This window comes from Pedobacter sp. MC2016-15, assembly GCF_026239695.1.
Taxonomy (GTDB): Bacteria; Bacteroidota; Bacteroidia; order Sphingobacteriales; family Sphingobacteriaceae; genus Pedobacter.
On sequence record NZ_JAPIVS010000002.1, the window covers coordinates 1 to 26230 of the forward strand.

General features: G+C 44.7%; 15 protein-coding genes. 5 read left to right on the forward strand and 10 right to left on the reverse strand.

The genetic code is table 11. The features are described 5' to 3' along the window. Positions 1-226: 226 nt before the first annotated feature. The 5 genes from OQY15_RS04720 to OQY15_RS04740 all read right to left on the reverse strand — a co-directional run bounded on the left by OQY15_RS04720 (position 227) and on the right by OQY15_RS04740 (position 11574). On the reverse strand, positions 227-2473 hold the full coding sequence (locus tag OQY15_RS04720; protein WP_265788388.1) for a Tex family protein: 2247 nt from the start codon (positions 2471-2473) through the stop codon (positions 227-229). 74 nt (positions 2474-2547) lie between these two features. Continuing rightward, a complete protein-coding gene (locus OQY15_RS04725) occupies positions 2548-3534 on the reverse strand; it encodes a pyruvate dehydrogenase complex E1 component subunit beta (protein ID WP_265788390.1) in 987 nt (328 codons plus the stop codon). 127 nt (positions 3535-3661) lie between these two features. Then, positions 3662-6571, reverse strand: coding sequence for a PD-(D/E)XK nuclease family protein (locus OQY15_RS04730; RefSeq protein WP_265788392.1), 2910 nt, complete (start codon positions 6569-6571; stop codon positions 3662-3664). 3 nt (positions 6572-6574) lie between these two features. After that, a complete protein-coding gene (locus OQY15_RS04735; RefSeq protein WP_265788394.1) occupies positions 6575-9805 on the reverse strand; it encodes a UvrD-helicase domain-containing protein in 3231 nt (1076 codons plus the stop codon). An 8-nt stretch (positions 9806-9813) separates the two neighbouring features. Continuing rightward, on the reverse strand, positions 9814-11574 hold the full coding sequence (locus OQY15_RS04740) for a glycoside hydrolase family 3 N-terminal domain-containing protein (protein ID WP_322973289.1): 1761 nt from the start codon (positions 11572-11574) through the stop codon (positions 9814-9816). A gap of 288 nt (positions 11575-11862) precedes the next feature. On the opposite strand from OQY15_RS04740, the gene OQY15_RS04745 reads away from it, so the two are divergent. Both OQY15_RS04745 and OQY15_RS04750 read left to right on the forward strand, forming a co-directional pair. Beyond that, positions 11863-12474 (forward strand): porin family protein, encoded by a 612-nt coding sequence (locus tag OQY15_RS04745; RefSeq protein ID WP_265788397.1) that lies wholly within the window; start codon positions 11863-11865, stop codon positions 12472-12474. Between the two features lie 107 nt (positions 12475-12581). Beyond that, entirely contained in the window at positions 12582-12752 is a 171-nt protein-coding gene (locus OQY15_RS04750; RefSeq protein ID WP_265788399.1) for a hypothetical protein, read from the forward strand. A 63-nt stretch (positions 12753-12815) separates the two neighbouring features. On the opposite strand, the gene OQY15_RS04755 is transcribed toward OQY15_RS04750, so the two are convergent. The 4 genes from OQY15_RS04755 to rhaT are packed head-to-tail and all read right to left on the reverse strand — an operon-like array spanning position 12816 to position 18733. After that, positions 12816-14207, reverse strand: coding sequence for an FGGY family carbohydrate kinase (locus OQY15_RS04755; protein ID WP_265788401.1), 1392 nt, complete (start codon positions 14205-14207; stop codon positions 12816-12818). Next, entirely contained in the window at positions 14207-15481 is a 1275-nt protein-coding gene (locus OQY15_RS04760; protein WP_265788403.1) for a TIM barrel protein, read from the reverse strand. Before OQY15_RS04760 ends, OQY15_RS04755 begins: the two co-directional genes overlap by 1 nt. A gap of 30 nt (positions 15482-15511) precedes the next feature. After that, positions 15512-17632, reverse strand: a complete 2121-nt coding sequence (locus tag OQY15_RS04765) for a bifunctional aldolase/short-chain dehydrogenase (protein WP_265788405.1) — start codon at positions 17630-17632, stop codon at positions 15512-15514. 24 nt (positions 17633-17656) lie between these two features. Next, on the reverse strand, positions 17657-18733 hold the full coding sequence (gene rhaT / locus OQY15_RS04770) for an L-rhamnose/proton symporter RhaT (RefSeq protein ID WP_265788407.1): 1077 nt from the start codon (positions 18731-18733) through the stop codon (positions 17657-17659). A 245-nt stretch (positions 18734-18978) separates the two neighbouring features. Between rhaT and OQY15_RS04775 the strand changes: the two genes are divergently transcribed. Further along, positions 18979-19869 (forward strand): AraC family transcriptional regulator, encoded by an 891-nt coding sequence (locus OQY15_RS04775; protein WP_265788409.1) that lies wholly within the window; start codon positions 18979-18981, stop codon positions 19867-19869. A gap of 9 nt (positions 19870-19878) precedes the next feature. On the opposite strand, the gene OQY15_RS04780 is transcribed toward OQY15_RS04775, so the two are convergent. Further along, positions 19879-21099: an ROK family protein gene (locus OQY15_RS04780; protein ID WP_265788414.1), complete on the reverse strand. Its 1221-nt coding sequence runs from the start codon at positions 21097-21099 to the stop codon at positions 19879-19881. A 442-nt stretch (positions 21100-21541) separates the two neighbouring features. On the opposite strand from OQY15_RS04780, the gene OQY15_RS04785 reads away from it, so the two are divergent. Both OQY15_RS04785 and OQY15_RS04790 read left to right on the forward strand, forming a co-directional pair. After that, positions 21542-24556 (forward strand): SusC/RagA family TonB-linked outer membrane protein, encoded by a 3015-nt coding sequence (locus OQY15_RS04785; RefSeq protein ID WP_265788417.1) that lies wholly within the window; start codon positions 21542-21544, stop codon positions 24554-24556. An 18-nt stretch (positions 24557-24574) separates the two neighbouring features. Next, positions 24575-26158, forward strand: a complete 1584-nt coding sequence (locus OQY15_RS04790) for a SusD/RagB family nutrient-binding outer membrane lipoprotein (RefSeq protein WP_265788419.1) — start codon at positions 24575-24577, stop codon at positions 26156-26158. Positions 26159-26230 lie beyond the last annotated feature (72 nt).

Below are 26230 nucleotides of genomic sequence, written 5' to 3' on the forward strand. Positions count from 1 at the left end.
GCTAAAGACATGGTTTTCAGCAGGAAAGATTTGGTACGCATCGTATATTGTTCGTATATGGTTCGTATTTCGTTCGTAGTTGCCATATGGTTGGGATATGGTTGCGATATGGTTGGTATATGGTTGATATATCCATTTGATATACCAACTATACAACAATGATAAGCAGAGGATATGGCAATACATACCAATACACGAACAAAACACGACCAAAATATGAACAGTATTACTTAAACTTATTCTTCAGTGCAGCAAGCTTTAACTGTAAATCACCTTCAGGCTCTGCCTTCGCAGGTTTCTGCGGCTTTTGCTGTGGTTGCTTTTTAGAAAAGCCCTGCTTCGGTGCGTTTTCACTCTTCATAGACAGGGAAATCCGCTTGCGGACAATATCTACCTCTTTGACGGTAACCTCAACTCGCTGACTCACCTTTACCACATCATTCGGATTTGCCACAAACTTATCTGCCAGCTGGCTGGTATGTACTAAACCATCCTGATGTACCCCGATATCAACAAAAGCACCGAAGTTCGTAATATTCGTCACTATACCTGACAACTTCATCCCCACTTTAAGGTCAGCAATCTCATTGACGCCTTCAGCAAAACTAAAGGCTTCAAACTGCTCCCTGGGATCACGTCCCGGTTTAGCCAGCTCGGCCATAATATCATTCAAAGTTGGCAAACCAACACTATCACTTACATATTGCTGTAACTTAATCTGCTTTTGCAGCTGAACATCTTTAAGCAGTTCATCCACCGTATGCCCCAAATCTTTTGCCATCTGGTTGACCAGCGCATACCGTTCAGGGTGAACACCACTTGCATCCAGCGCATGTGCCGCATCCCTGATTCTCAGGAAGCCCGCGGCCTGTTCAAAAGCCTTACCTCCAAGTCGTGGCACCTTTTTTAAACTCTCACGGTTTTTGAATGCCCCATGTTCATTTCTGTAAGTCACGATGTTTTGTGCCAGCTGAGGACCAAGACCTGAAACATAAGCCAGCACCTGTTTAGATGCTGTATTCAACTCTACACCTACAGCATTCACACAACTCATCACCGTATCATCCAGTGAAGCCTGCAGTTTAGTCTGATCCACATCATGCTGGTACTGCCCCACGCCGATAGATTTAGGATCAATCTTCACCAGTTCTGCCAGGGGGTCCATCAACCTGCGACCGATAGAAACGGCACCACGCACCGTAATATCCTGTGTAGGAAATTCTTCCCTGGCCACTTCAGAAGCGGAGTAAATAGAAGCCCCATTTTCGTTTACCATCACCACCAGCACACCTGCAAGGCCAAGACCTCTCACAAATACCTCAGTCTCCCTTCCTGCCGTTCCATTACCGATGGCAATTGCTTCTACTTCATATTTGGCGCATAACTTTTGGATCGTATCCGCGGCATTCTTGACATTCCCTTGTCCTGTATGCGGATAAATCGTTGTGTTTTCCAATAATTTTCCCTGTCTGTCCAGACATACCACTTTGCAGCCCGTACGAAATCCCGGATCAATTGCCAGCACATTCTTCTGCCCCATAGGAGCAGCAAGCAGCAGTTGTCTGGCATTTTCGGCAAACACACGGATCGCTTCCTCATCCGCTTTTTGCTTGGACAATAAACGCAATTCTGTTTCCATTGAGGGACCGAGCAGCCTTTTGTAACTGTCATGTACGGCAAGCTCCACCTGTCCGGAGCTTTCATTGCTGCCCTGGATAAAGTGTTTTTCCAGGATCGCTATGGCCCCTTCAGCTTCAGGTATGGCTTCCAGCTTAAGAACTCCTTCATTTTCGCCACGCCTCATGGCCAGAATACGGTGTGAAGGTGAAGATTTTACCGGCTCCTCCCATTCAAAATAATCTTTGTATTTGATCCCTTCTTCCTCTTTACCTTTAACTACGGTAGATTTGATCACCGCTTTTTGCTGAAAATACTTCCTCATATCGGTTCTTACCTCAGCATTTTCACTGATCATCTCTGCAATAATATCCCTTGCTCCTGCCAGTGCCTCCTCTTCAGAAGATACTCCAAGCTCCGTATTGATATATTTTGAGGCTTCCTCTTTCACACTCAGTTTTCCCTGCGCAAAAATCGCCAGTGCCAGTGACTCCAGTCCTTTCCTGCGTGCTTCAGAAGCGCGGGTCTTTCTTTTTGGTTTGTAGGGAAGGTAAATATCTTCCAGGATATTGATGTTTTCTGCCGCATTGATCTGCGCTTCGAGTGCTGCATCAAGTTTCCCCAGTGCCTCCAGGGCCTTTAAGATGGCCTCACGCCTTTTGTCCAGCTCCCGCAACTGCTGGAAACGGTCGCGCACCGCAGCCACCTGTACTTCGTCAAGGCTGCCCGTAAGTTCTTTACGGTAACGCGAAATAAAAGGTACTGTTGCCCCTTCGTCCAATAATTCAATGGTAGCTAAAACCTGTTTTTCTGCTACTGCCAGTTCCGCAGCAATGATCTTTGAGTGAGTACTCATATTGAAAAAATGTTTAAAAAAAAATCCCGCAGGTATTAACCGACGGGATCCTATATACTGTATGAATAAATAACTTATTTTGCTACGTACATTACTTCTTTTACCGCTTTGATTACGCGTTCTGCGTTAGGCAAGCTGGCAGCGATCAAAGTAGGTGCATATGGAAGCGGTACGTCAGCGCAAGTGATACGCAATACCGGAGCATCTAAATGATCAAAAGCATTTCTTTGTACGTGGAAAGCAATTTCAGAAGAGATTGACGCTAAAGGCCATGCTTCTTCAACAATTACCAAACGGTTTGTTTTCTTCACAGACTCGATGATCGTTGCATAGTCGATAGGACGTACAGTACGTAAATCGATTACTTCAGCATTGATACCCTCTTTTGTTAATTCTTCAACTGCAGGGTTTACTACGCGGGTAAGCATTTTACCAAAAGTAACGATAGTCACATCAGTACCTTCTTTGGCAACTCTTGCTTTACCAAGCTCGATATAATATTCCTCTTCAGGAACTTCACCTTTATCACCGTACATTACTTCAGATTCCATGAAGATAACCGGATCAGGATCGATAATTGATTGTTTTAATAGTCCTTTTGCCTCATAAGGAGTAGAAGGCACTACAACTTTTAAACCAGGGCAGTTTGCATACCAGTTTTCAAAGTTCTGAGAGTGTTGTGCACCTAACTGGCCCGCATTTCCTGTAGGACCACGGAATACAGCAGGGATAGAAAACTGACCACCGCTCATAGACAAGATCTTCGCAGCGCCATTGATGATCTGATCGATTGCAACAAGGGAGAAGTTAAAAGTCATAAACTCTATGATTGGAACCAAACCGTTCATTGCAGCACCAATCCCGATTCCGGTAAAACCAAGCTCAGCAATTGGTGTATCAATGATACGTTTGTCGCCAAACTCATCAAGCATACCCTGACTTACCTTATATGCACCATTGTATTGCGCAACTTCTTCGCCCATCATAAAAACATTTTCGTTCTTACGCATTTCTTCGCTCAAAGCTTCACGCAAAGCTTCTCTAAATTGAATCTCTCTCATTGTATATTCAAATGTTAACTGCCGCAAATATAACTATTGTAACTTAATAATAAAGTTTGTTTTGAATACAATCCTTCGGGACCCAAAATCGCCGGAAAATATCGGCAAAATGCCTTAAACAAAGATTTTATTTGCCGCATAAAGATAAATACGGACAATACTTGCAGTTATCTGCCTGTGTAGTATGTACAAACGGAAGTTCCGGGTTAAATAATTCTTCGAGTTTTGACTTTAAAAGCACAATAAATTCCGCCTTCTGACTGGCCAAATGTTCCACCTGTAATTTAAGCCCCTTGCTAAAGCCGCCGGAATAAAAAAGTGTGCCCTCTTTTCTCATCTTCCTGATCAGGTACAAATTGGGTTCCATACCGGCAATACCTTTGGCCTGTTCGTACACATAGGTATAGAAAAGCGTTTGTATCAGCGCCTTATTTTGTTTGCCACTGTCAGCATCAAAGAGATCTGCCAGCGAGGAATATGACAACTCATCCCTGCCGGTTTTATAATCCACAACCCTGGTCACCCCATTTTTTAAGTCCACCCTGTCAATTATACCATGCAAAATGAGCGATTTCGACACCCCATTTACATCGATATTAAAACTGATCTGGTCTTTACTTTCCAGATCCAGGATAGAAAAAGGAGCCTGCATTTCATCGTAATTTAAAATCACGTTTGCATATTCTGCCACGATGGCCAGTACCACCTGCTGCATCCCGTTATGGTTTACCTGTTTTTCCTCATCATCAGCCATGATTTTTGCAAAGGCGATTCTGCCCAGCCGGTCGAGCTGCTTCCTGTGTTCCGCTATTTTTTCCCTCGTGATGTATGGCCCATCTGCTTTGAGTTCCTCGTAAAAACGCTCCATCACAAAGTGCAGCATCGAACCGATATTATTGGCCTCGAGATTCTCTGTCAGCTCCTTTGGTTCTTCAATTTTGGCGATATATTTATAAAAAAACTGCACAGGACAATTCATATAGGTAGTAAGCGCAGTAGCAGAGATACGCAGCTGAGGTTCCTGCTGATCGAGATATAAGTTTAAGCGTTTAAGTATATCCCCTTCTTTTTTGATAGCTTTTTTCTCGTGATGGCTGACTGAAATGGCTTGCGACTGATCAAAATAGCGGAAGGTATAACCACTTTCAAACTCCAGCTGGCGTAAAAAACGGCTGGGTTCGCCGGTATTATTTTCATCCCCCTGCCCGTTATATACCAGGCTTACCTTGCGCGATCGCTGCAGCAGGCGATAAAACATATAGGCCGAAATCGCATCCTGATTCTCTATCACTGGTAATCCGTAAGCCCGGCGGATACTGTCAGGAATAAAGCTGGGCGATACACTTACCTGTGGCAAAATCCCCTCGTTTACCCCGAGGATATATACATGATCAAAATCCAGGCTCCTGCTTTCCAGTAATCCCATCACCTGTACGCCTTCCAGCGGCTCGCCACTCAAGGGCACGGCAATACCCTGAACAGCCTTTTGCATCAGAGACAGCACGAATGGCAGGGGAAGTTCATTGGTATACTCCGCCAGAGTATCGTGCAGCCTGTTCAGCTCTTTAATTGTAGCAATAAACAGATCCGCTTCCGTTTGTTTAAGCGTTTTTTCGGCAATCTGCTGTCGCAGGATCAGCGTGAGCACTTCCAGTAAACCAGAAATGGCTGCCAATCCGGTGTTCCTTCTTTTGAAGAAAAGCTCAGAAAGTTCCCCTGCAGTTTTCAGCACATCCATCTCGATTTCTACAAAAATCCCATCCAGAATCTGTTTCTGCAGCTCGTTGCGCAAGCCTTCGGGAAGTTCAATCAGCGGGTGCGACAAAAATGCTTCTACCTCCCGGTAGTGCACGGTATTTTTTTTGCCTCCGGCCAGTTGTGTTTGTACGGAGAGCCAGATAGCGGCAAGGCCGAAAATAGAAGTCGCCATTAGCGGATACCCCATAGTGACGTTCAGGTTCACCGGAGCTGTAACCCCTGTTTCACCCGGATAATGGGTAGGGATAGTTTGCAGTACCGGTAGCAGTAAGCTCTCATCAGCGAGGATCAATGCGATCTTTCCGGCATTATCCAGCGCATCCAGCATGGGGTAATCCTGTTCCAGCTCATGCTGAAGGATCTTTGCCTGTGCAGTTTGTCCTTGTGTTTTATACACCCTGACTTCTTTTTGTACCGACCTGATCAGGTCGCGGCTCTCACCAAGGGCATTGGGCAATCCCAGTTTCTGTATATTTTTCCGGAGGAAAAGCCCCGCTTCCTGGGTCTCGTCCTGCAGGTAATAATTATCCGTATCAAAATAGAAAAGTGCTTTCTCATCCTGGTTCCAGCGTTTGAAGATCATTGCTTCAGCATTGCTGAGGGCATTAAATCCCGCAAATATCAGCTTACCCCTTTCAAACTCATCTATGAAGCCAGGCTTTTCTTCCTGTCCCAGCGCAAGTTTGCGGTAAATATGCGCCATGGTGGTCAGCCCCTTTGCCGCAAGAGCATCATGGAAACCTGCGTACAAAGCCGGCATCCTGCGCCACATCCGGATGAACTGTTCCTGATGGTTTTTCTGTTTTCCCGAAGAAAAGGAGGTCCAGAATTGTTCCAGGAAAGCCTGCTGCTCCGTTGTAAGGTGCTGGAAGTTTTTTTCAATAACCGCAATATCCTTCAGTTCTTCGAAGAGCTGATTGGCATTGACCAGGTCGTTATCAATCTGTGCAAAATCACTGAGTATAATTCTGGCAACAGGGTAAAACACATCAGGGCTGATGGCTTTTGTCCCTTCTTTTTTTAGTAATTCGTTATACTGCTGGTAGAGCGTAAAAAATTGCGTAAAGCCATCTGCCACCTGAAGGTCGGTAGACAGGGCAAAAAATTCCTGTACCGTAAAAAACGAAGGACTCCAGAAAGGTTTACCAATAGTTTGTGCCAGATGGTGCTGCAGGTAGGCCACCGGCCTCTTGTTATTAAATATCACCGCGGCGTGCTGCAGTTCTTTTCCTGTCCTTGCCACCAGATCTTCTGCAACTTCTTTTAAAAATGACACCATGCTTTAAACCAGTTTCAATTCGCCGCTATTGGCATAAAATAAATATGTACTTACTGAGGCATAACCCATCTCCTGCAGGAGCGCCCGGTAGCCATGTACCTGTTTGATATGTGCAGGACTCTCTTTCTGCGTAAATTTATAATCGATCACAATCACTTCATTATCAGATATCAGCACCTTATCAGGGCGGTAGCTTTTCCCATCACGGTCGATGATACTCTTTTCGCTGACCGTTTCAGTGCTGCTGTTTAACAACTGCTGTAGTTCGGCATGTGCTAAAACCGTGGTAGCCTGTTGTTCCAGCGAACTCAGCTCCTCTTCTCTGAAAAAGCCTTCATTGAGCATTTCCGCCAGCACCACACTAATATCTTCGGGATCGGCCGCGCGTGCCAAAACCTCATGAAGAATGCTGCCTTCCCTTCCGGGAGATGGGGCACCCAGCATATCAAGCTCCCGGCGTTTTAGGTCAGTGTTAAACACGGCAGTCAGCCTGTCCGAAACAGGATATTCCTGCAGGTTGATCCTTTCAGGTTTCAGGATTTCTCCGAGGGATGCACTCGCTTTTTTAACCACCGGCTCCTCTTCCAGGAACCTGCCATCTTCAGCGATACTGTCCTCAAATACCTTGATGAGTAAGTCGCCTATGGTACTAATCCCTTCGGTTTTCTTGCCGAGGGTACTGATATATAAATATTCTTTGGTTCGTGTTGTAGCCACATATAACATATTCAGGGCATCCATCTGGTTGTATAGCAGCTCTTCATAATATGGAATAGCTACTGAGGATTGCCCCAGACTGGAATTGTATTTCAAGGGGATGCGTTCCAGCTGGTGATATGGTGTATTGGCTGCCGGCACCCAGAAGATCGTATTTGTCTTTCCGTTGATATCCCAGTTACAGAAAGGAATCATCACCACCTTAAAGGCCAGACCTTTGGATTTATGGATCGTGATCACCTGTACCGCATCGGTGCTTTCAGATGAAGGCAAAGTTTTCCTGCTGCCCTCCTCTTCCCAGTATTTCAGGAATGAAGTAATCCCCTTTTCCCCCTGTCTTCCGATATTGCCGGTAAGATCCCTCAGGGCAAATAAATAGGGCAGATGAAGCTCAGCCGTATGTAGTCCGTATGCTGCCATCAGTTTTTCCAGCAGTTCCGGCAGCGGCTGCTGCATCCAGCTGCGCCAGTGACGGCAAAGATCTGCTGGAAGTACATCTTCAAGTTCTTCCAGTGTTTTGTCTTTCAGATTAAAGAGCGCTACCGGATTCAGCACCCTTTCCTGCACCTGTGCGTACAAGCTGATACAATTCGCTTTATACAGGGCCGTATTTTCTGTCAGGCCCGCCATTACCTTCAGTGTGTCGATCAGCAGTGTAACTGCGATATTATTTTCAATCAGTAAGGCTTCGCCCGAGATCACACTGATCTGGTTCTCCATAAGGGCATCTACTACCGCGATAGCTTCTGCATTGGAGCGCACCAGCACGCAGGCATCTCCGGGCTGATAACGTTTTTCCACTAGCAGCAACCGTTGCAGCGTTTCCACCATTTTACGCAGTGCTTCGGCTTTAAAGCCTGTACTTTTCAGTGCTGCACCATCAGCATCAGTTTTAAGGACGTTGAAATCAATCGTTCCCCCTTCAGGTGTACGGTCATTGATTTTTTGTCTGGCTTCGGCGTATACACCAGTCATAATCCTGTCGAAGCCCTTTTTTTCCCACCAGGGATGAAGTTCAGGGATCGCACTTTGGGCAGCAATGGTAGCGTTGATATTGTGCTGCATCAGGAGAGGCAAAGCCTGGAACAGGATATTGTTAAACTGGATGATGTTTTTTGTACTGCGGTAATTCTCTTCCAGACTGGCATCAGTCACATAGCTAACGCCGATATCCTGCTTGGCCTGCTGGTGCAGGATATTCCAGTCGCCATTGCGCCAGCGGTAGATCGACTGCTTCACGTCCCCTACAATCAGGTGGTCGATGAGCTTGCCGTTGGCTTCTGCCATTGCATTTTTTAGCAGTGGCTTAAAGTTGCTCCACTGGTTTGCAGACGTATCCTGAAATTCATCAAATAAAAAATGCTTGTAGCGGCTCCCGGTCTTTTCCCAGATAAATGCAGGGTTATCATCATCGTCGCCGGTGATTCCTTTGAGCAGATTCTGGGCGTCGCTGATCAGCAGGTTACCACTCTCCTCACGGTAAGCTTTTAGCAACACCGCCATTTCCTGCATCAATCGCAGGTAATACAGGTTTTTGTTGAAAGCCTGTGCAAGGATATACTCCGGCAGTCGTTCCAGATAACCGGTGTTCAGTTCCCGGATGATCGGGTTGAGGGAATCATAGAGCGACATATCCGACCCGGGTTTAAACCATTCGTCGGGCTCATCAATTAACCTGCTGAGGCTATCCATCTTTTCCAGCTCCCCCGCAGCAATACGCTTCAGGTTATTGAGTGGCGAACGCGACTTACCTTTGAGATGATCAGGGTTGACACCTGAAGAATCAAACAGCTCCGTTGCCTTTGCGGAAAGCTCGCTCACCATTTCCTCGAAAGAGGTAATATGTTTTTTGGTTTCCTTACCGTAGTTTTTAAATAATTCGTTGAGATCTGTATGCTGAACGAGCTCCTGGATCGCATTGTCGAAAGGCTGATAACGTTCCTTAAAGATTTCCCCGGCAAGGTCTGTAAGCTCTGTCCGGTAGTTCCAGCTGATATTATTGCTGATCCTGTCCAGGGCCAGGTCGATAATCCAGGATAGCAGGTTCGGATTGTTGTCGAGTTGCTGGTCGAGCCTGTCTGCCAGGTCATTCTTCACCTTGTCAAAGTTCATTTCCAGGGCATAGCCCGAATCCAGGCCCAGCTCAAAGGCAAAACCACGGATTACCTTCTGAACAAAGCCATCGATGGTGCTTACCGAAAAGCGGCTGTAATCATGGAGTATCCTTTTATAGATGCGTTCAGATCTTTCCTGCAGGGTACCTTCATTTAAATCAGGATGCGCTTTTAGTACCAGCTCCCGGTAATCTTTAACCCCCTCATCACCCTGGGCAAAACCCTTCAGCACTTCCATAATGCGCGACTTCATCTCTTCCGTTGCCTTGTTGGTGAAGGTTACGGCCAGGATCTCCCTGTACTTGGTTTCGCCCGACAATAACAGTGTCAGATAATGAGCGGTAAGGCTAAACGTCTTACCTGATCCCGCAGAAGCCTGTAAAATTTTGAGTGGCTGAAGCATGCGAAGGTTTATAAAGTATTTACAACGGTAGTGTTAATACCGTCCCCATATTTAAAGAAAGGATTAACCGATACCGGCAATTTTCCTGTTGGTGCCAGCTGGTTCTTAAATACCGAAGCAGCAGCTTTCTGCATAAAGTCTTCCTTCTGGTAGGCCACAACAAGTGCTTTGCTTTTCTCTATCCCCGGAATTGTGGCCAGGTTATAAGGATTGGCAAAAAGAGCGAAAACTGCGTTTTTAAAAGACATATTGCTGATAAAAGATTTTACGTCATTACTCAGTGGCATCCCGTTCCCCGGTCTGGCGCGACTGTCATGAATCCCGATGATCACCTGATCTGTAGATGCAAAATTGCCAATCAGCCTGTTGATCATATTGATATCTGCGTTGGCAGGAAGATTCAGCAAATCAGAGTTTTTATAGAATTTACGGAGTTCCTCCTGAAAGGTTGTGGTAGCAATAGAACCGATGCTGATGATCATCGTATGCTGCTCAGGAGAGAGCGCTTTGATGGCGCCTGAACCATTGAGCAATGTCATTGAGGCATCGGCAAGCTGCTGCAGGAGAATTTTGCTTTCCAGTCTGTTCACTCCTGCCTGCACGTTAAACTCATCAACTGTATCTTTTTTGCTGAGTCCGGCCCAATACTTTGCCATCAGGATTTTTTTAACGCTGGAGTCGATACGCGCCATGCTGATCTTCTCTTCACGAACAGCTTTGCGCACCAGCTTTACGGCTCTTCTGCTATTTTCTGAAAGTTCAAGGATATCATTTCCGGCAATCACGCCCATCACATCGGCAGTACCTTCTTTAAAGTTTTTAACCACACCTTTCATCTCCATCGCATCCGAGATCACCAAGCCTTTGAAACCAAGCTGCTCTTTCAGGATACCCGTTACAATCGGCTTAGACAAAGTAGAAGGCAGGTTTGGAGTTTTATCCAGGGAAGGAATATTCATATGGGCAACCATCACACCGGTAGCACCATCCTTGATCAGCTCCCTGAAGGGATACATTTCCAGGCTATCCAGACGTGCCCTGCTGAAATTCAGCTGTGGCAGGTCGTAATGTGAATCTACATCAGTATCCCCGTGACCAGGAAAGTGTTTAATGCTGACCAGCAAACCACCATCCTGCATTCCGCGCACATAGGCAGCAGCTTTGCTGGCTACGTTATATTTGTTCTCCCCGAAAGACCTGTAATTGATGATCGGGTTTTTAGGGTTGTTGTTGATATCTACATCGGGGCCAAAGTTCATCTGCATTCCGATTCTTTTAAAATCTTTTGCAACCTGCAGACCCATCTGGTAGATCAGATCCGTATTTTGAATCGCCCCTAATGCCATTTGATAAGGATAAGAGATTGTACTGTCCAGACGCATGCCCAGTCCCCACTCCCCGTCGGACGCAATCAGCAAAGGTGTTTTTGCCAGTGCCTGGTATTTATTGGTCAGTATGGCCTGCCTGCCCGGACCTCCCTGGAAAAAGACCAGTCCGCCAATTTTTTCTTTTTTGATCACCATCCCTACAGAATCTTCGTAAGCCTTTCCAAGATTGGTATGGGCACGTACAAAGAACAGCTGGGCGATCTTATGACGTTTTTTCATGTGATGAAAAACCGAGTCTACCCATTGATTGGGCTCATCAAGCATTTGAATATATGATTTGTTTGCAGACTGAACTGACGGTACATCCGGGTTCTGTGCCTGCGCAACAGGTATAATGGAGAACAGTAAAATGCTAATACTTAAGAATTGCCTTTTCATCATGAATGGTGGTGTGTATATCTACCAAAGTTAATGAAAATGAACTAAGCTGGGTCAGATGACCCGGTATTTAGGATTGTTAAACACAAACGTCTCAGCTATTGTATCAAATTTGATACAATTATTTTGGGCAGTTTTAAAATCGCATCTAATAACCAGCCACAAGCAAACTATTTTGTAATTTACTGTATATCAATAATTAAAGATTCATTGTATACCATCTAAAATCCTTCCCGCTTAAAATGGCACAATCCTTTCATAGGTCCAGCCAAACAACCAAAAAACACAAACATGAAAAAGATCTTTATTTTGGCTATAGGCCTATTTGTTGCTACGGCAGCAAGCGCACAGGATAGAATTAAATTTGGGATTAAAGGCGGACTAAACTATTCTAATATTATCAAAGGTGATGGTAATAATAACTTTGATACAGAATCGAAACCCGGTTTTAATGCGGGTGTAACCGTAGAGATTCCCCTGATTGCAGGATTACAATTTACTCCAGAAGTATTATATGCACAAAAAGGCTACAAAAACACATACTCATACGGAACATTCAAGCAAACTACAAACTTTATTGATGTACCAATTCTATTCGCATTCAGATTAGGAAGCAGTTTCAATATCGTTGCCGGTCCGCAGGTATCCTTCCTGTTATCCACTAAAAACAAGTTCGAAAACGGATTTGGAACAGTAGAGGAAACCTTTGTTGAGGATGATTCTGACAGATTCAAGAAAAGTCTTGTGGGTGGTGTAATCGGTTTCAGGTATGATGTAAATGATAAATTTGATATTCATGCCCGTTATGCACTGGACTTCCAGAAAAATAATGAAAATGGAACGCAGTATACTCCGGAATACAGAAACCAGGTTTACTCACTGGGTGTTGGTATCAAATTCTAATCAATCTGATTGAATTGAAACAAACCATTGGTTTGCCTGTTATATATTCAGATTAACACGGTAAAGCTTATTAAAGACTTATCATTTTTAAACTAAATTATATTGTTATGAAAAATCAGGATTTAAGACAAGGTCAGAAAGAACAGGGAAACCCAACATCAGACCGCGCATATCATGACGTTAAAAACGATAAAAAACAGAACGGCATCACTAATGGTGGCGGACAACGCTCTGACCAGACATCAAACAAGGACAATCAGCGCAAACGCGGTGAATAGCCTATAACATTCTCATAAAAAAAGCCGCTGGAAAATTCCAGCGGCTTTTTTTATGCCTGGCTTTCAGATCGCCAGATCATTATTGGAAGCATAATACTTCAGTTCTATGATATCGTTGGGCATTGGTTTGGTATTCCAGCATTTGTGTATCGCCAGTGCAGTTCCGATTGCGGTAGCCTGTGCCATTGAAGCGGCAAAGACCTCCATCTCCGGGAACATCATCGCCAGCAGATTCATGTAGATGGCATTTTTACTGAATCCACCATCAACAAAAATCCGCTTCACCTTGCTGTCTCCTATCACCAGTTTTGTGGACGCCAGCTGCTGCCGCGCAATATCCAGGATAAACTGGTGATAAGCTACCTTATCTGATGCAAAGGACGACAAGTCACGCTTCACGAAGGCAGAGTCCTTGCTCCATACCGGTACGGCAGGTTCATTGCGGCCTTCCATCTCACGCAGCAGGTCGTAAATAATTCCTGCATCGTATTTCATGTTTCTATACCGTGCCGGACTCTGGCTAAAATGTGCGCAAATCCTTTTGAGCTGCTGCTCATGTTCATATCCTGCAAAAATCCGGGAAGCTTTGACAGGCTTGCCCTTGTACTGCATATAAGACAGGCAGTCCTGCTCCAGCTCTTCGGCTTTCAGCGCTGAAGAGTTAAAAGGATTAAGCGTAATACACCAGGTACCTGTAGAGATCAGTGCAAAGGGTTCATGGAAATTGATCAGATAAGGGATCAGCGCTGCTGAGCTGTCGTGCAGACCCACGCCCACCTTATACTGGTTTCCGGGAAACTCTGAAGGAAACACCTCATCGCCGTTTACAATTGGGGCCAGCTTTTTATCCAGCCCCTCTTTTTTTACCCAATCATGGTAATCATCTTTTGTAAAATCCCACAACTGTGTATGGCAACCAATGCTGGTCAGGTCCGAGTATTCTGCACCTGACACCAAATAACTCAGGTATTGCGGCAGATGCAGGGCATACTTCAACTTTTTAAACACCGCCGGCTGTTCCTTTTTCAGGCGATACAGCTGCATTCCCGAGTTCAGGCTGTCCAGCACCGGTGAGGCAGTAGCGGCAGATATAGCCGTTTCTCCACCATACTTCTGATAAAACTCCTTCTTGAGATCCTCAGGATAAGCCTTTAAATAATTATAAAGTGGTGCCAGTGGTTTCCCGTATTCGTCAATATAGACGAAACTGGCGCCATAAGTTGAGAAGTTGATCGCCCTGATCTCAAACTCCTTCCTGCGCAGTACTTCACGCAAGGAGTCGTACACTGAAAGCCTGAGGCTTTCCAGGTTTTCACAGGGGTCTCCATCCTCATCATAGGTTTCTATGAAGCGGGCAGACCGTTCAAAAACGATCTTATAATTCTCGTCGAACAGGAAGATCTTTTTATTGGTCTTCCCGACGTCGAAAACTACAACTACCGGCACCGCACTCATTACAATCCTGTGGCTACAGTTTTCAACCCTCTGTTACTGATCAGGTTTTCCCTGACTTTCAGCTCGCGGTACAGTTGCACCGGCTGCGCTGCTCCGCCCGATCTCAGTCGCGCTTCCTGTACGATGGCTCTTACATCGGTACGGAATGCATCCTGCAGGATCTCCTGGCAGCGCACAACATCATTTTCCTGCTGCGCGGTTTTAAGGGCTTCCCTGTCTACCAGTAAAGCTTGTGTATAAGAAATCATAATCGCCTCTACAGATTGCAGTAAATCCTCCAGAGGGTCTTTCACATTGTGTGATGCATCAATCATCCAGCCCAGACCTGTAGCATGATCCATTCCTTTAGCATCCATACCTTCAACCAGTTCATTAAAGATCAGGAACAGCTGGTAAGGTTTCATGCTGCCTGCAGTAAGATCATCATCACCATACTTGGAGTCGTTGAAGTGGAAACCTCCAAGTTTACCCTCCATCAGCAGCAGGGATACGATCTGCTCAATATTTGCATTTGGCAAATGGTGCCCTAAATCGACCAGTGTAAAAGCTTTGGGGCCTAATTTGCTGGCATATAATAAAGACTGCCCCCAGTCGCCAACTGTAGTAGAGTAAAAATTTGGTTCAAAAGCTTTATACTCAACGAAGACTTTCCAGGCCTCCGGCAATGCGGCATAGATCTCTTCAAGGCTTTCCAGTGTATTTTGAAAAGCTTTTCTGAAGTTGAGCTGCCCCGGGAAGCAGGATCCGTCAGCCAGCCATACGGTGAGCGCATCTGATCCCAGGGCTACACCCTGGCGGATCACCTCGATATTATGGTCGATTGCCTGTTGACGCACACCTTTATCAACATGCTGGAGTGAACCAAACTTATAGCTCAGTTTCTGGTCTGCCTGATCCTGGAAGGTATTGGAATTCATCGCATCAAAGCGCAGGTTGTGATGTGCTGCCAATGATTTGATGGCATCATAATCCGTTGGGATATCCCATGGAATGTGCAGGGAGATAGCTCCGCTGGATTGGTTCAGCTTGTGCAGTAAACCGATGTCTTCAATCTTCTCTTCCAGGCTGCGTGGCTCACCACCGCCTGAGAATCTGCCAAAACGTGTACCACCTGTACCCAAAGCCCAGCTTGGAATAGCGATCTGAAATTTGATCAGTTTACTGATCACCTCTTCTACCTTTGCATTTTCTGATGCAGCGAAATTAAATCTTTGCTTGTGAGCAGCTTCTGACTTCTCATTATGGGCATCAATCTGATATTTCTCTATTTCCATTGTCTTGTTATTATTGTATAAAAAACCTAATTATCTTACAAATGCCATGGCTACCCCGCCATCTACATTCAACACATTACCTGTAGATTTACTCAATTGTCCACCTACAAATACCAAACAGGCATTGGCAATATCTTCAGGCAGGATGATTTTATCCAGTAGCGTACGCTTAGCATAAAATGCCGGCAACTCCTCTACTTTTACGCCATAGGCCTTGGCACGACCCGCAGCCCAATCGCCCTCCCAGATCTTACTGTCTGAGATTACCGCATCAGGGTTTACCACATTTACACGGATCTTGTCTGCACCGAGTTCTGCTGCATTTAACCTGCTCAGGTGTAACTGCGCTGCCTTTGCCGATCCGTAACCGGCATTATTTGGTCCTGAAACGAGTGCATTTTTACTCACGATATTTAAGATATCCCCACCTATCGACTGCTTGCGCATCACGCCAACGGCAGCCTGTGTTACCTTGAACTGCCCTTTTACCAGCACATCGTACAGTAAGTCCCAGTCTTTATCAGTATGTTCTTCAATCGGTTTGGAGATCGATAACCCGGCGCAGTTAACCACGATATCTGCTCCGCCAAAAGCCAGTGCAGCTACATGAAAAGCGTTGGTAATATCGTCGCCGCTGGTTACATCCAGTAAAGCAGTGGTGTAGGCATCTTTACCATATTGTGCCAGGAATTCGGCATCTGCCTTTTCGAGGCGACCTGCATCATTGTCATTGATCACAACTACAGCACCTTCATCTACAAACTTCTTGGCTATCGCTTTACCGATACCCCCCGCACTGCCTGTCACCAAAGCAATTTTTCCGGAGAGGGCTTTTGGTTTTGGCATCCGCTGCAGTTTGGCTTCTTCGAGCAACCAGTATTCAATGTTGAAAGCTTCCTGGCGCGGCAATGAAGTATATTCAGAGATCGCTTCGGCACCTTTCATCACGTTGATGGCATTGGTATAAAATTCTGCAGCTACACGTGTTGTCTGTTTATCTTTTGAGAAAGAGAACATCCCTATTCCCGGATATAAAATGATTACCGGATTGGCATCGCGGATAGCGGGACTGTTTGGATGTTTACAGGTTTCATAATAATCTGCATACATCTTACGGTAAGCAACAAACGCAGGCGCCAGTTTTTCTTTAAGTGCTGCAGGATCAGAAAGATCTTCATCAGGACTTAAGTCCAGTACCAGCGGACTGATCTTGGTTCTCAGAAAGTGATCGGGACAGCTCGTTCCCAGCGGAGCCAGCCTGTCGAGGTCCTTAGAATTGATAAACTCCAGTACCCGGGCATCGTCAGTAAAATGCCCCACCATATGTCTCTCACTTGAGCAGAAGCCTCGGAGGATTGGAGCCAATAACGCTGCCTGTGCCTCCCGTTGTGTTTTTTCGGGGCTGCTGATTTTCTGGCCACCAAATACAGGCCCTTTTTTACCGTAATTTTCTTCAAGGTAGATCGCACATTTCTCAATTACCTCCAGGGTATTGATATAACTTTCATAAGCTGTATCACCCCAGGTAAACAATCCATGGGAACCCAGCATGATACCGATGATCCCCGGGTTTTCATCCAGACAGGCTTTCAGCTGCAGTCCCAGGTCAAACCCTGGTTTCTGCCACTCTACCCATCCTATTTTACCATCAAAGAGGTCATGTGTGATCTGCTTTCCATCTTTCGCTGCTGCAATTGCAATTGCAGCATCAGGGTGTAAATGGTCGATATGTTTAAAAGGCAGAAAACCGTGTAATGGCGTATCAATAGAAGGCGCTTTAGAGTTGAGGTCGTAAATGCAATGGTTAAACAGTTCTACCATTTCATCTTCCATTTCAATTCCCTTGTAGATATTCTTCAGGCTTCTGAGACGCTCCACATATAAAGCGGCGAGTCCATTGCGTTTCAGGGTTCCAATATCGCCGCCCGAACCTTTAATCCACATTACTTCTATAGTATCGCCCGTCAGCGGGTCGATTGCATCGGCTTTGCAGGAAGTATTTCCGCCGCCATAATTGGTCAGCCGCAGATCTGCTCCCAGGAGATTAGAACGATAAAGTAACAGGGCAACCTCGTCTCCTGCGAGCTTGGCTGCTTCAGTCTCGTCCCATAAATAACTTACGTGCTTAAAACGGTCTTTTTCGTCAGACATATGATTAAATGTTTATAAATGTTACTATTTAATTGAGTTTCCATATCCAACAACCATGATGGAAATGATAATGAACAGAATACCTGTAAGAATGGTGACTAATGTTTTTTTGCTTACGCCCGACCATTCTTTTAAGATAAGTCCCCATACATTGGCAACCAGAATGATAAACGCCATATGGAGAATCCATGAGCTGGCACCGTTGCCCAGCTTGCTTTCTCCCATACCATAGAAGAAAAACTGCAGAAACCAGGTTGTACCTGCCAGTGCAGAGAAAATATAATTGGCCAGCAGCGGCGTTTTTTTATTGGTATAATCTTTAAAAGTCCTGTTGCGTGCGTTGAGTACCATACACCAGAACAGATTGGTGGTTAAGCCGCCCCAGAGGATGATCACATAAGTAACGTTGTTCTGGTACAGAAACTCACCCTGTCCGGGGTGAAGAGCCTTCCATAGAGTATTTGCTTCGTCGGCCATGTCCTTTCCGGCGTCGATACCAAAGGCAAAACAGGCACTGAAAATACCTGAAACTATGGCAACTGCAAGTCCCAGTCCAATCCTGAACTCTGCATTTTCTTTAGTCTCCTGCTGTTTGGAAAGATCCTTTTCTTTCATCATACCTGCGCGGCCGCATAAAATGATACCGAGTACGCAAACCAGCAGACCGGCCAGCACCCACTGTCCCCAGGGATTACTCAGAATATGTGTGAAGCTGTCTTTTCCGTCTTTAGGGTTAAAGTCGTAATAAATTGAAGGAAGCAAGGCCCCGAATACAGAGCTGAGTCCCAAAATAATAGAGCTGCCAAGAGAAACTCCCAGATATCGTACTCCAAGTCCATAAGTGAGTCCTCCGATTCCCCAGAGAAGACCAAAGAAATAGGTTAAGCTTAAGATGGAACCACTGGTATGTCTGATGATTTCACTGAAACCAGGAATAGTAAGGTATGCAGCTAAGGGCGGAACAATGAGCCAGGAGAAGATACCTCCCACAATCCAGTAACTTTCCCAGGCCCAGCCTTTCACTTTTTTGTAGGGGATGTAGAAGCTTCCGGAGGCGAAGCCGCCGATGAAGTGGAATATGACTCCAAAAATAATTTGCATAGTGTGTTTTAATATCTGGTTAGAAAATTAGGACAAGTATAAAGTATGAAATTGGCTTAACTGTACTTAACTGTCCTGCTCTGCACACAGCATCTTGCTGTTTGCTATAGCTAAATTATCATTATTGACTCTGGTATCCCTGTATGATTTGATATTTAAACTGTATATTTTGACAATAAGTGTGGATTCATAAATTCTTAGTAGATTTATTTCCAATTTCTGCCAGCGAACCAATTATAAAACTGATGACCAATTATTATAAATATCTGCCTTTAAGTACTGAAGATAAGAAGTGGGGACTGCATATTTTAAATGCAGGATGTATCAGCACCGCAGCTGCAGCAAACTATCCTATCCTTACACATCCGGCAGATTATTATTTTGACTGGAACACCGGCAGGATACTGGATGAATATCAATTCCTTTATATTACCAAAGGTACAGGCATCTTTGAATCTGACAGCTGCAAATATCAGGCAGTGAAAGCAGGGACAGTACTCGTTCTTTTCCCCGGCGAACGCCACAGGTATAAACCCAGTGAAGAAACCGGCTGGGACGAATACTGGATCGGGCTAAAAGGAGAGATCATAGATAACCTGGTACATAACGGATTTTTTAAACCCGAATCACCATGCCTGTATATCGGTTTCAATGAACAGATATTTAATCTTTTTGATACCATTATTGAGAAAACAAAAACCGAAACGAGCGGCTACCAGCCACTGGTATCAGGTGCGGCATTACACCTGATGGGTAGTTTACATGCTGCCTTAAAGCAAAATTCTGCAGAACATGAGGAGAGGGAAATCCTGGTGAACAAAGCCAGGCTGCTGTTTCGCTCCAACATAGATAAGGCCTTTTCTCCTGAGCAGGCTGCTGAGGAGCTGCAGGTGGGCTATTCATGGTTTAGAAAAGTATTTAAAAATTATACCGGCCTCTCACCGGGACAATACTGTATACAGCTGAAGATAGAAAAGGCAAGGACAATGTTATCAGACCCAAACCTTTCTGTAAAAGAGATTGCCTACACCCTGAAATTTGAATCCAGCTTTTATTTTTCAAAGTTATTTAAAGAAAAAACAGGGATTACACCCACAGCCTACCGGCAGCGGGCGCTGGGTCTGCCCAACACATAGGCAATTCTGTTAACTGGCTTTGTTCAGAGCGCCCAGCTCTATGGCATTCAGTTTATCAGCCAGTGCTTTTCCAAAATTCTCCACCACTAACGCAGCACCTCCGATCAGCTGTGCCTTGTTATTCAGATCAGAGATTTTGATTTCTGTGAAATTGGTTAGCAAAGGGATACAATGTTCATTGATGGCCTGCTGAATTGGGGAAAGCCATAACTTGCCTACTACACTACCTTTTCCACTGAGTACGATGGCACCGGGATTCATCAGGTGAATCAGGATCGCCAGTCCCTCCCCCACATGATAGGCAGCCTCAGATAACAGCTTTACAGAAAACACATCACCTCTGATGGCTTCATTGATCACAGCATCCGCATCCACATCCGCATAATTTGATAAGCTGGTAATCTGTCCCTTGCTGATACCTTCTTTTGCAATACCCGCCACAGCAATCAGAGATGCCTCTGTTTCCAGGCAGCCGCGTTTACCACAATTGCACAATTTACCGTTTTTAAAGAGGGGAATATGACTGAATTCTCCCGCCAGCCCATTATTGCCCCTGAAGATCTTATTGTTCAGGATCATCCCAAGGCCAATACCCCAGCCTAAATTAAGTACCATCACATTTTTCATGCCTGCCGCTACGCCAAACTTCTGTTCTGCCAGCGCAATTGCTGTAGAATCATTATCCAGAAAAACGGGTATGGAAAGCTGTTGTTGCAGATACGCCGTGAGTGGTTGTCCGCTCGTAGTTAAATAGGTATAATTGACCCCTATTTCTGTATCAATAAAACCAGGCATAGTGATACCGATTCCTAAAACAGATGATTTTGATATTTGACTGCCTTCAATAAACTGATTGATATAAGAAATCAGCTGATCAGGCTTGAGTGTAAAAATATCAAATTCATACCTTATAATATCAGTGACGAAATTATTGTTCATATCAACAACAACCATACGCGCAGAAAATTGGTCCATCGCCACAGACACCAAATAATATGAATTGGAAATCAGTGAATAATTTAATGGTTTACGTCCGCCGCTGGAATTGGCGAGCCCCATTTCTTCAACAAAACCCACGGTTTTAAGTTCAGTTAAGACTTTTATGGCGTAAGGAATGCTCTTTCCGATGTAATTACTTACATCTGCACTGGTTAACAGCTTGTTATAATATAAACATTTAATCGTTTCATTATTTGACACTAGTACTTTTGTTTTATTGAGAGTCGTCATAGGTTTAATTTATTTCTTGGCTAGAATTTTTGGGGGAAAATGAATAATCTTTCTAATTTTCTTAAAAAGTTTACACAAATTAATAAAAAAAAGTTATTTTAGATTATTGTTTTTGATTTAAAACGATTTACTGCTAAACTAACTAAACGCTCATCTCTCTAATTTGCGGTTTTATTAAAAATCGTGAATAAAAAACCACAATAGCGCTGTTATTTTTTATCATTTCTGAATAAAGACCATTTTTTAAAGCGATAAAACGTTTTAAATGACCCACAACACCCCAAATTGTCCAAGTTGAACTAAAAAATAATATTTAAATGAATTAAAAACCGACGAACATTCAAATCCGGAGGATTTTACAAGAACCATAAAGACCCTCCTCCCGATCTCAAAATTTTAATCCAAAAACAAACAAAAACTTAAACCCTAGACAACCAGTTTTATGAAAAGATTTTACATGCTTTTTGCATTATTTCAACTCTGCTGGTTCTGTGCAGCTGCTCAGAACATCACAATTACAGGAACAGTGGTAGACGCAACAAACGCCCCGGTTCCTGCCGTAAGTGTAAAGGTTAGTGGTGCTTCTACAGGAACCCAGACTGATGCCAGCGGAAAATTTACCATCAGTGCTGCATCCAATGCCTCAATTACTTTTAGCTCTGTTGGCTATGTTAGCCAGACTTTAACCGTTAACGGACGTAAAACGATTAATGTAACACTCGTTGACGATGCAAAATCCCTTGATGGCGTCGTTGTAACGGCCCTGGGTATCAGTCGCGCAAAGAAAAGTCTTACCTATAGTACTACAACCGTAACGGCGGATGAACTCAACCAGGTTAAAGGCCCAAGTGTATTAAATTCACTGGCAGGTAAAGCTGCCGGTGTTTTTGTTACCCAGGGTGCCGGCGGTCCGGGTAGCGCACCAAAAGTTGTTCTTCGTGGTAACAAATCCATCTCAGGAACCAACACACCTTTATATGTTGTAGACGGTGTACCAATTGGAGGTTTCGCAGATTATAACCCTGAAGATATTGAGAACTTACAGGTGCTGCAAGGCGCTTCAGCTGCCGCACTATATGGTAGTCAGGCAGCCAACGGTGTAATCCTCATTACTACAAAAAAAGGTAAACTGGGCGCACCAGCTGTTAGTTTTAGTTCAACTGCAATGTTTGACAACCCGGTGGGTTTGCCAGAACTGCAAACATCATACGGAAATGGTCTTCGTGGAGTAGCCCCAACGACACCAATTAACGATAGCTGGGGACCAAAGATCACTAACGGCTCTGACAGTTACATCAAAGATTTCTTCCAGACCGGTCAGAATTACATCAACAGTGTATCTATTAGTAGTGGAACTGAGACTTCTAAACTTTACTTCTCTTACGCAAACACTGCGTCAAAAGCGATGCTACCGGGATATAAATTTGGAAGAAATAACGTGACAGTACGCGGAAGTACTCAATTGTTCGACAATAAAATTGTTGTTGAAGGAGGAATCAACTATATCCAGACTAAAACTACCAACAGAAACGAATCATCATGGTATAACAGCCCAATGTTCGGTTTGTATTTATTCCCGATGGGCGTAGATATCACACCATATGCAGCAAACGGCGGAACAGTTTACAGTTCAACCAGAGGATTTAATGTTCAGAACTGGCCATATATTAAAAATGAGCACAGCTCTAACCAGAACCCTTACTGGATCCTGAACCACATCAACCGCGATGAGCTGGATAACCGTACAAACGTAAACGGTTCCGTGAGATACAATATCACCGACTGGTTAAACTTAACCGGCAGGACTACCATCAACAAGTATAGCTATGATAATGATCAGCGTTATGGCGCCAGTGGAGACCCTACTTCTATCGGTGTAAACGGATCTTACAGAAAAGACGTGAATATCGGTCAGGATCTCTACACTGATATCTTATTGCAAGCCAACAAAGCTTTGTCAAAAGACCTCACACTGAACGCAACTGCAGGTTTTACCAATACCATCCTGACGTATCAGGCGATCGGTAACCGTACCAATGGTGCAGACAACACACTGTATTATGCAGATTATTTTGCTTTGCAGGGTCTTACCGGCAACTACATTTCGGAAACTGAAAAAACAAAAAGAATCAACAGATCTGTGCTTGCTACTGCGACGCTTGGCTGGAAAGACAGACTGTTTCTTGATGTCAGCGGAAGAAATGAGTGGTCTTCAACAACGGACAATTCTTTCTTCTATCCATCTGTTGGTCTGGCTTATGTAGCTAAACAATCCGCGCCAAATGATGTGCTTTCATTTGCAAAACTGAGAGCCACCTATGCTGAGGTAGGTAATGCTTTACCTTTCGGTGCAGCAGCAAGAAACTCAAACTATACCGTAAATGCTGATGAAAGTGTGAACGGAAGGGAAACACTACCATTTTTCAGTGGCCTGGACACGATTAACCTCAAACCTGAGCGTACAAAATCGTATGAGGTGGGTGCTGAGTTGCGCTTCTTCCAGGACAAGTTAAACGTAAACGTATCTTATTACGATGCTACAACAAGAGATCAGGTATTCAGGATCACGGCACCAACAGGTGCGGGCGCCACAGAATTCTATATCAACGGAGGAACTATCCAGAACAGAGGTATCGAGGCTACAGTAAGCTACAATGCTAAACTTGGTAATGTAAACTGGACCCCTGGTATCAACTTCACAAAAAACAAAAACAGGATCAAATCTTTAAGCGACCTGCTTACATCTGACCGTTTTGTATTGCAGAGCGGAAACAGGTTAACTAACCTATACCTGCTTCGTCCGGGTAGCGAATTGCTGAACGGCAGAAAATACGGTTCTTATGGCGACTTGTTTGGTAAAACTTACCAGTACAATGCTGACGGCTCCCAACAGTTTGATGCAGCAACAGGCTTACCTGTTCTATCTGTACAGGCAGACCAGTATATTGGAAACTCAAATCCTGACTTCCTGTTAAACATGAACAACCAGTTTAACTATAAAAATTTCAGCTTCTCTTTCCTTGTTGACGGAAGGTTCGGTGGTCTGGTATCATCATCTACGCAACAATGGCTTGATTACAAAGGTTTATCTCCAAGAACTGCAGAAGCTCGTGACGCTGGCGGTGTAATGCTTAACGGCAGATTGATTGACGCACAGACTTATTACAACTTTATTTCAGCAAGTGCAGATGCAGGTGCAGCAGCAACGGAGTATACATATAAATCGACCAACATCAGGTTACGTGAAATTGCAATCGGCTATACACTTCCGAAATTCAGCAAAGTGATCAAAAGTGTGAACATTTCACTGGTTGGACGTAACGTATTGTTCTTCTACAAAAAAGCACCTTTCGATCCTGAATTGGCTTTAACCACAGAAAACAACAGCCTGGGCTTTGAATCATTCCAGTTGCCATCAGCAAGATCTATAGGTGCAACAGTAAGGGTAAATTTCTAATCCATAAAAATTACAGAAATGAAAAAATATACATATAAGATGAACTACAAGTTGTTCTTTCTCTGCATGTTAATCTTTGCAGTCTCATCATGTACAAAAGATTTCGAAGGCCTCAACGTAGATAAAGGTGATATTTCAGACCTGGATCTGCAAAAAGATGGTGCCGAGGCAGCCTTCCTGCTTCCGGTAATGATGAACAACATTATCAGCACAAGTCCAAATGAGCAAACTCAGCAAAACCTGCAGGCAGAATCTTATGCAGGTTACCTGGAAGCACCAAGTAACTTCCTGGGTAATGTCAACACCACTACCTATGTAACACGCGGTATCTGGGATGGCTCTTACACCATCTCCGTGAACGGTGTAATGAACAACTGGCTGACGATGAAAAGAAAAGGGTTTGACACCAAATACCCGGATTTGTATGCTATCGCGCTGATCATGAAGGTGGCTGCAGGACAAAGGTTGGTGGATACATTCGGCCCTTTCCCTTACTCAAAATACGGCGACAGTGCTGAACCGGCCTTCGACTCACCAGCGGCAGCTTATGCCGCAATGTTTGTCGACCTGGACAAAGCTGTAACTGATCTGCTCGCTGCAGAAGCAGCTGACCCGAACGCCGATCAGACCCGTTTCAAAAAATGGGACAGATCTACTTTGCTGGGTGAATACACCAACTGGATCAAACTGGCGAACACACTCCGTCTGCGTATGGGTATGAGAATTTCTGTAGTAGATCCTACAAACGGTAAACTGCAGGCAGAGAAAGCTGTTTTAGCAGCAAGCGGTGGTGTACTTGATGCAACTACAGGATCATTCTCGGTATCGCCTCCAAGTGGCACCAACCCTCACTACACCATGACCAATGCATGGTCAGATACACGTATCTCTGCGGCAGTAGTTACCTACATGCAGGGATTCGGTGATCCACGCTTACCTGCTTATGTGCTTCCTGCATTGGACCCGGCGCTGAATGGCTCTTACAGAGGAATCAGACCTGGGGTGGAAAGACCTACAAAATCTGTTTACGAAAACTATTCAAGATATAATGTTGCCCAGGCAGCGCCGATGAAGGTAGTTGACGTAGCAGAAAGCTACTTCCTGAAAGCCGAAGGGGTACTCAGAGGCTGGAACATGGGGACAGGCTCAGCACAATCATTTTATGAAGCAGGTGTAAGGGCATCTATCGCTGCAAATGGCGTGGCCGGAGCTGACACTTACCTGCAGAGCACTTCTACTCAGCTGGCTTATGTTGATCCAAAACGCCCTGATTATGCAAGCCCGGCACTAACTACGAATGTGGTACGATGGAATGAAGGTGCCGACTTTGAGACCAAACTGGAGAAGATCATCACCCAGAAATGGATTGCTGTATTCCCTGAAGGTACTGAAGGCTGGTCTGAGTTCAGACGGACAGGATATCCTAAACAATACTCTATCATGTCGCCGCAAAACCCTGCACTTCCACTGGGAACGTTCATCAAACGTCTGACGTATCCTACAAGTGTGGTGACCTCAAGTCAGAATGCCTATAATGCAGCAGTTGCAGCATTCCTGGGCGGCGTAGAAAACGAAGCTACCAAATTCTACTGGATGAAATAACAGCTGTCATCCGCTACCTATTGAAGAAGGGCTTGTCATTTACTTGGCAGGCCCTTCGTTGTTTATGACTGG

What these genes read in the sequence shown, in the direction of transcription:
- OQY15_RS04720 (WP_265788388.1), bottom strand. Translation starts at nt 2,473, where the DNA reads ATGAGTACTCACTCAAAGATCATTGCTGCGGAACTGGCAGTAGCAGAA.
- OQY15_RS04725 (WP_265788390.1), bottom strand. Translation starts at nt 3,534, where the DNA reads ATGAGAGAGATTCAATTTAGAGAAGCTTTGCGTGAAGCTTTGAGCGAA.
- OQY15_RS04730 (WP_265788392.1), bottom strand. Translation starts at nt 6,571, where the DNA reads ATGGTGTCATTTTTAAAAGAAGTTGCAGAAGATCTGGTGGCAAGGACA.
- OQY15_RS04735 (WP_265788394.1), bottom strand. Translation starts at nt 9,805, where the DNA reads ATGCTTCAGCCACTCAAAATTTTACAGGCTTCTGCGGGATCAGGTAAG.
- OQY15_RS04740 (WP_322973289.1), bottom strand. Translation starts at nt 11,574, where the DNA reads ATGATGAAAAGGCAATTCTTAAGTATTAGCATTTTACTGTTCTCCATT.
- OQY15_RS04745 (WP_265788397.1), top strand. Translation starts at nt 11,863, where the DNA reads ATGAAAAAGATCTTTATTTTGGCTATAGGCCTATTTGTTGCTACGGCA.
- OQY15_RS04750 (WP_265788399.1), top strand. Translation starts at nt 12,582, where the DNA reads ATGAAAAATCAGGATTTAAGACAAGGTCAGAAAGAACAGGGAAACCCA.
- OQY15_RS04755 (WP_265788401.1), bottom strand. Translation starts at nt 14,207, where the DNA reads ATGAGTGCGGTGCCGGTAGTTGTAGTTTTCGACGTCGGGAAGACCAAT.
- OQY15_RS04760 (WP_265788403.1), bottom strand. Translation starts at nt 15,481, where the DNA reads ATGGAAATAGAGAAATATCAGATTGATGCCCATAATGAGAAGTCAGAA.
- OQY15_RS04765 (WP_265788405.1), bottom strand. Translation starts at nt 17,632, where the DNA reads ATGTCTGACGAAAAAGACCGTTTTAAGCACGTAAGTTATTTATGGGAC.
- rhaT (WP_265788407.1), bottom strand. Translation starts at nt 18,733, where the DNA reads ATGCAAATTATTTTTGGAGTCATATTCCACTTCATCGGCGGCTTCGCC.
- OQY15_RS04775 (WP_265788409.1), top strand. Translation starts at nt 18,979, where the DNA reads ATGACCAATTATTATAAATATCTGCCTTTAAGTACTGAAGATAAGAAG.
- OQY15_RS04780 (WP_265788414.1), bottom strand. Translation starts at nt 21,099, where the DNA reads ATGACGACTCTCAATAAAACAAAAGTACTAGTGTCAAATAATGAAACG.
- OQY15_RS04785 (WP_265788417.1), top strand. Translation starts at nt 21,542, where the DNA reads ATGAAAAGATTTTACATGCTTTTTGCATTATTTCAACTCTGCTGGTTC.
- OQY15_RS04790 (WP_265788419.1), top strand. Translation starts at nt 24,575, where the DNA reads ATGAAAAAATATACATATAAGATGAACTACAAGTTGTTCTTTCTCTGC.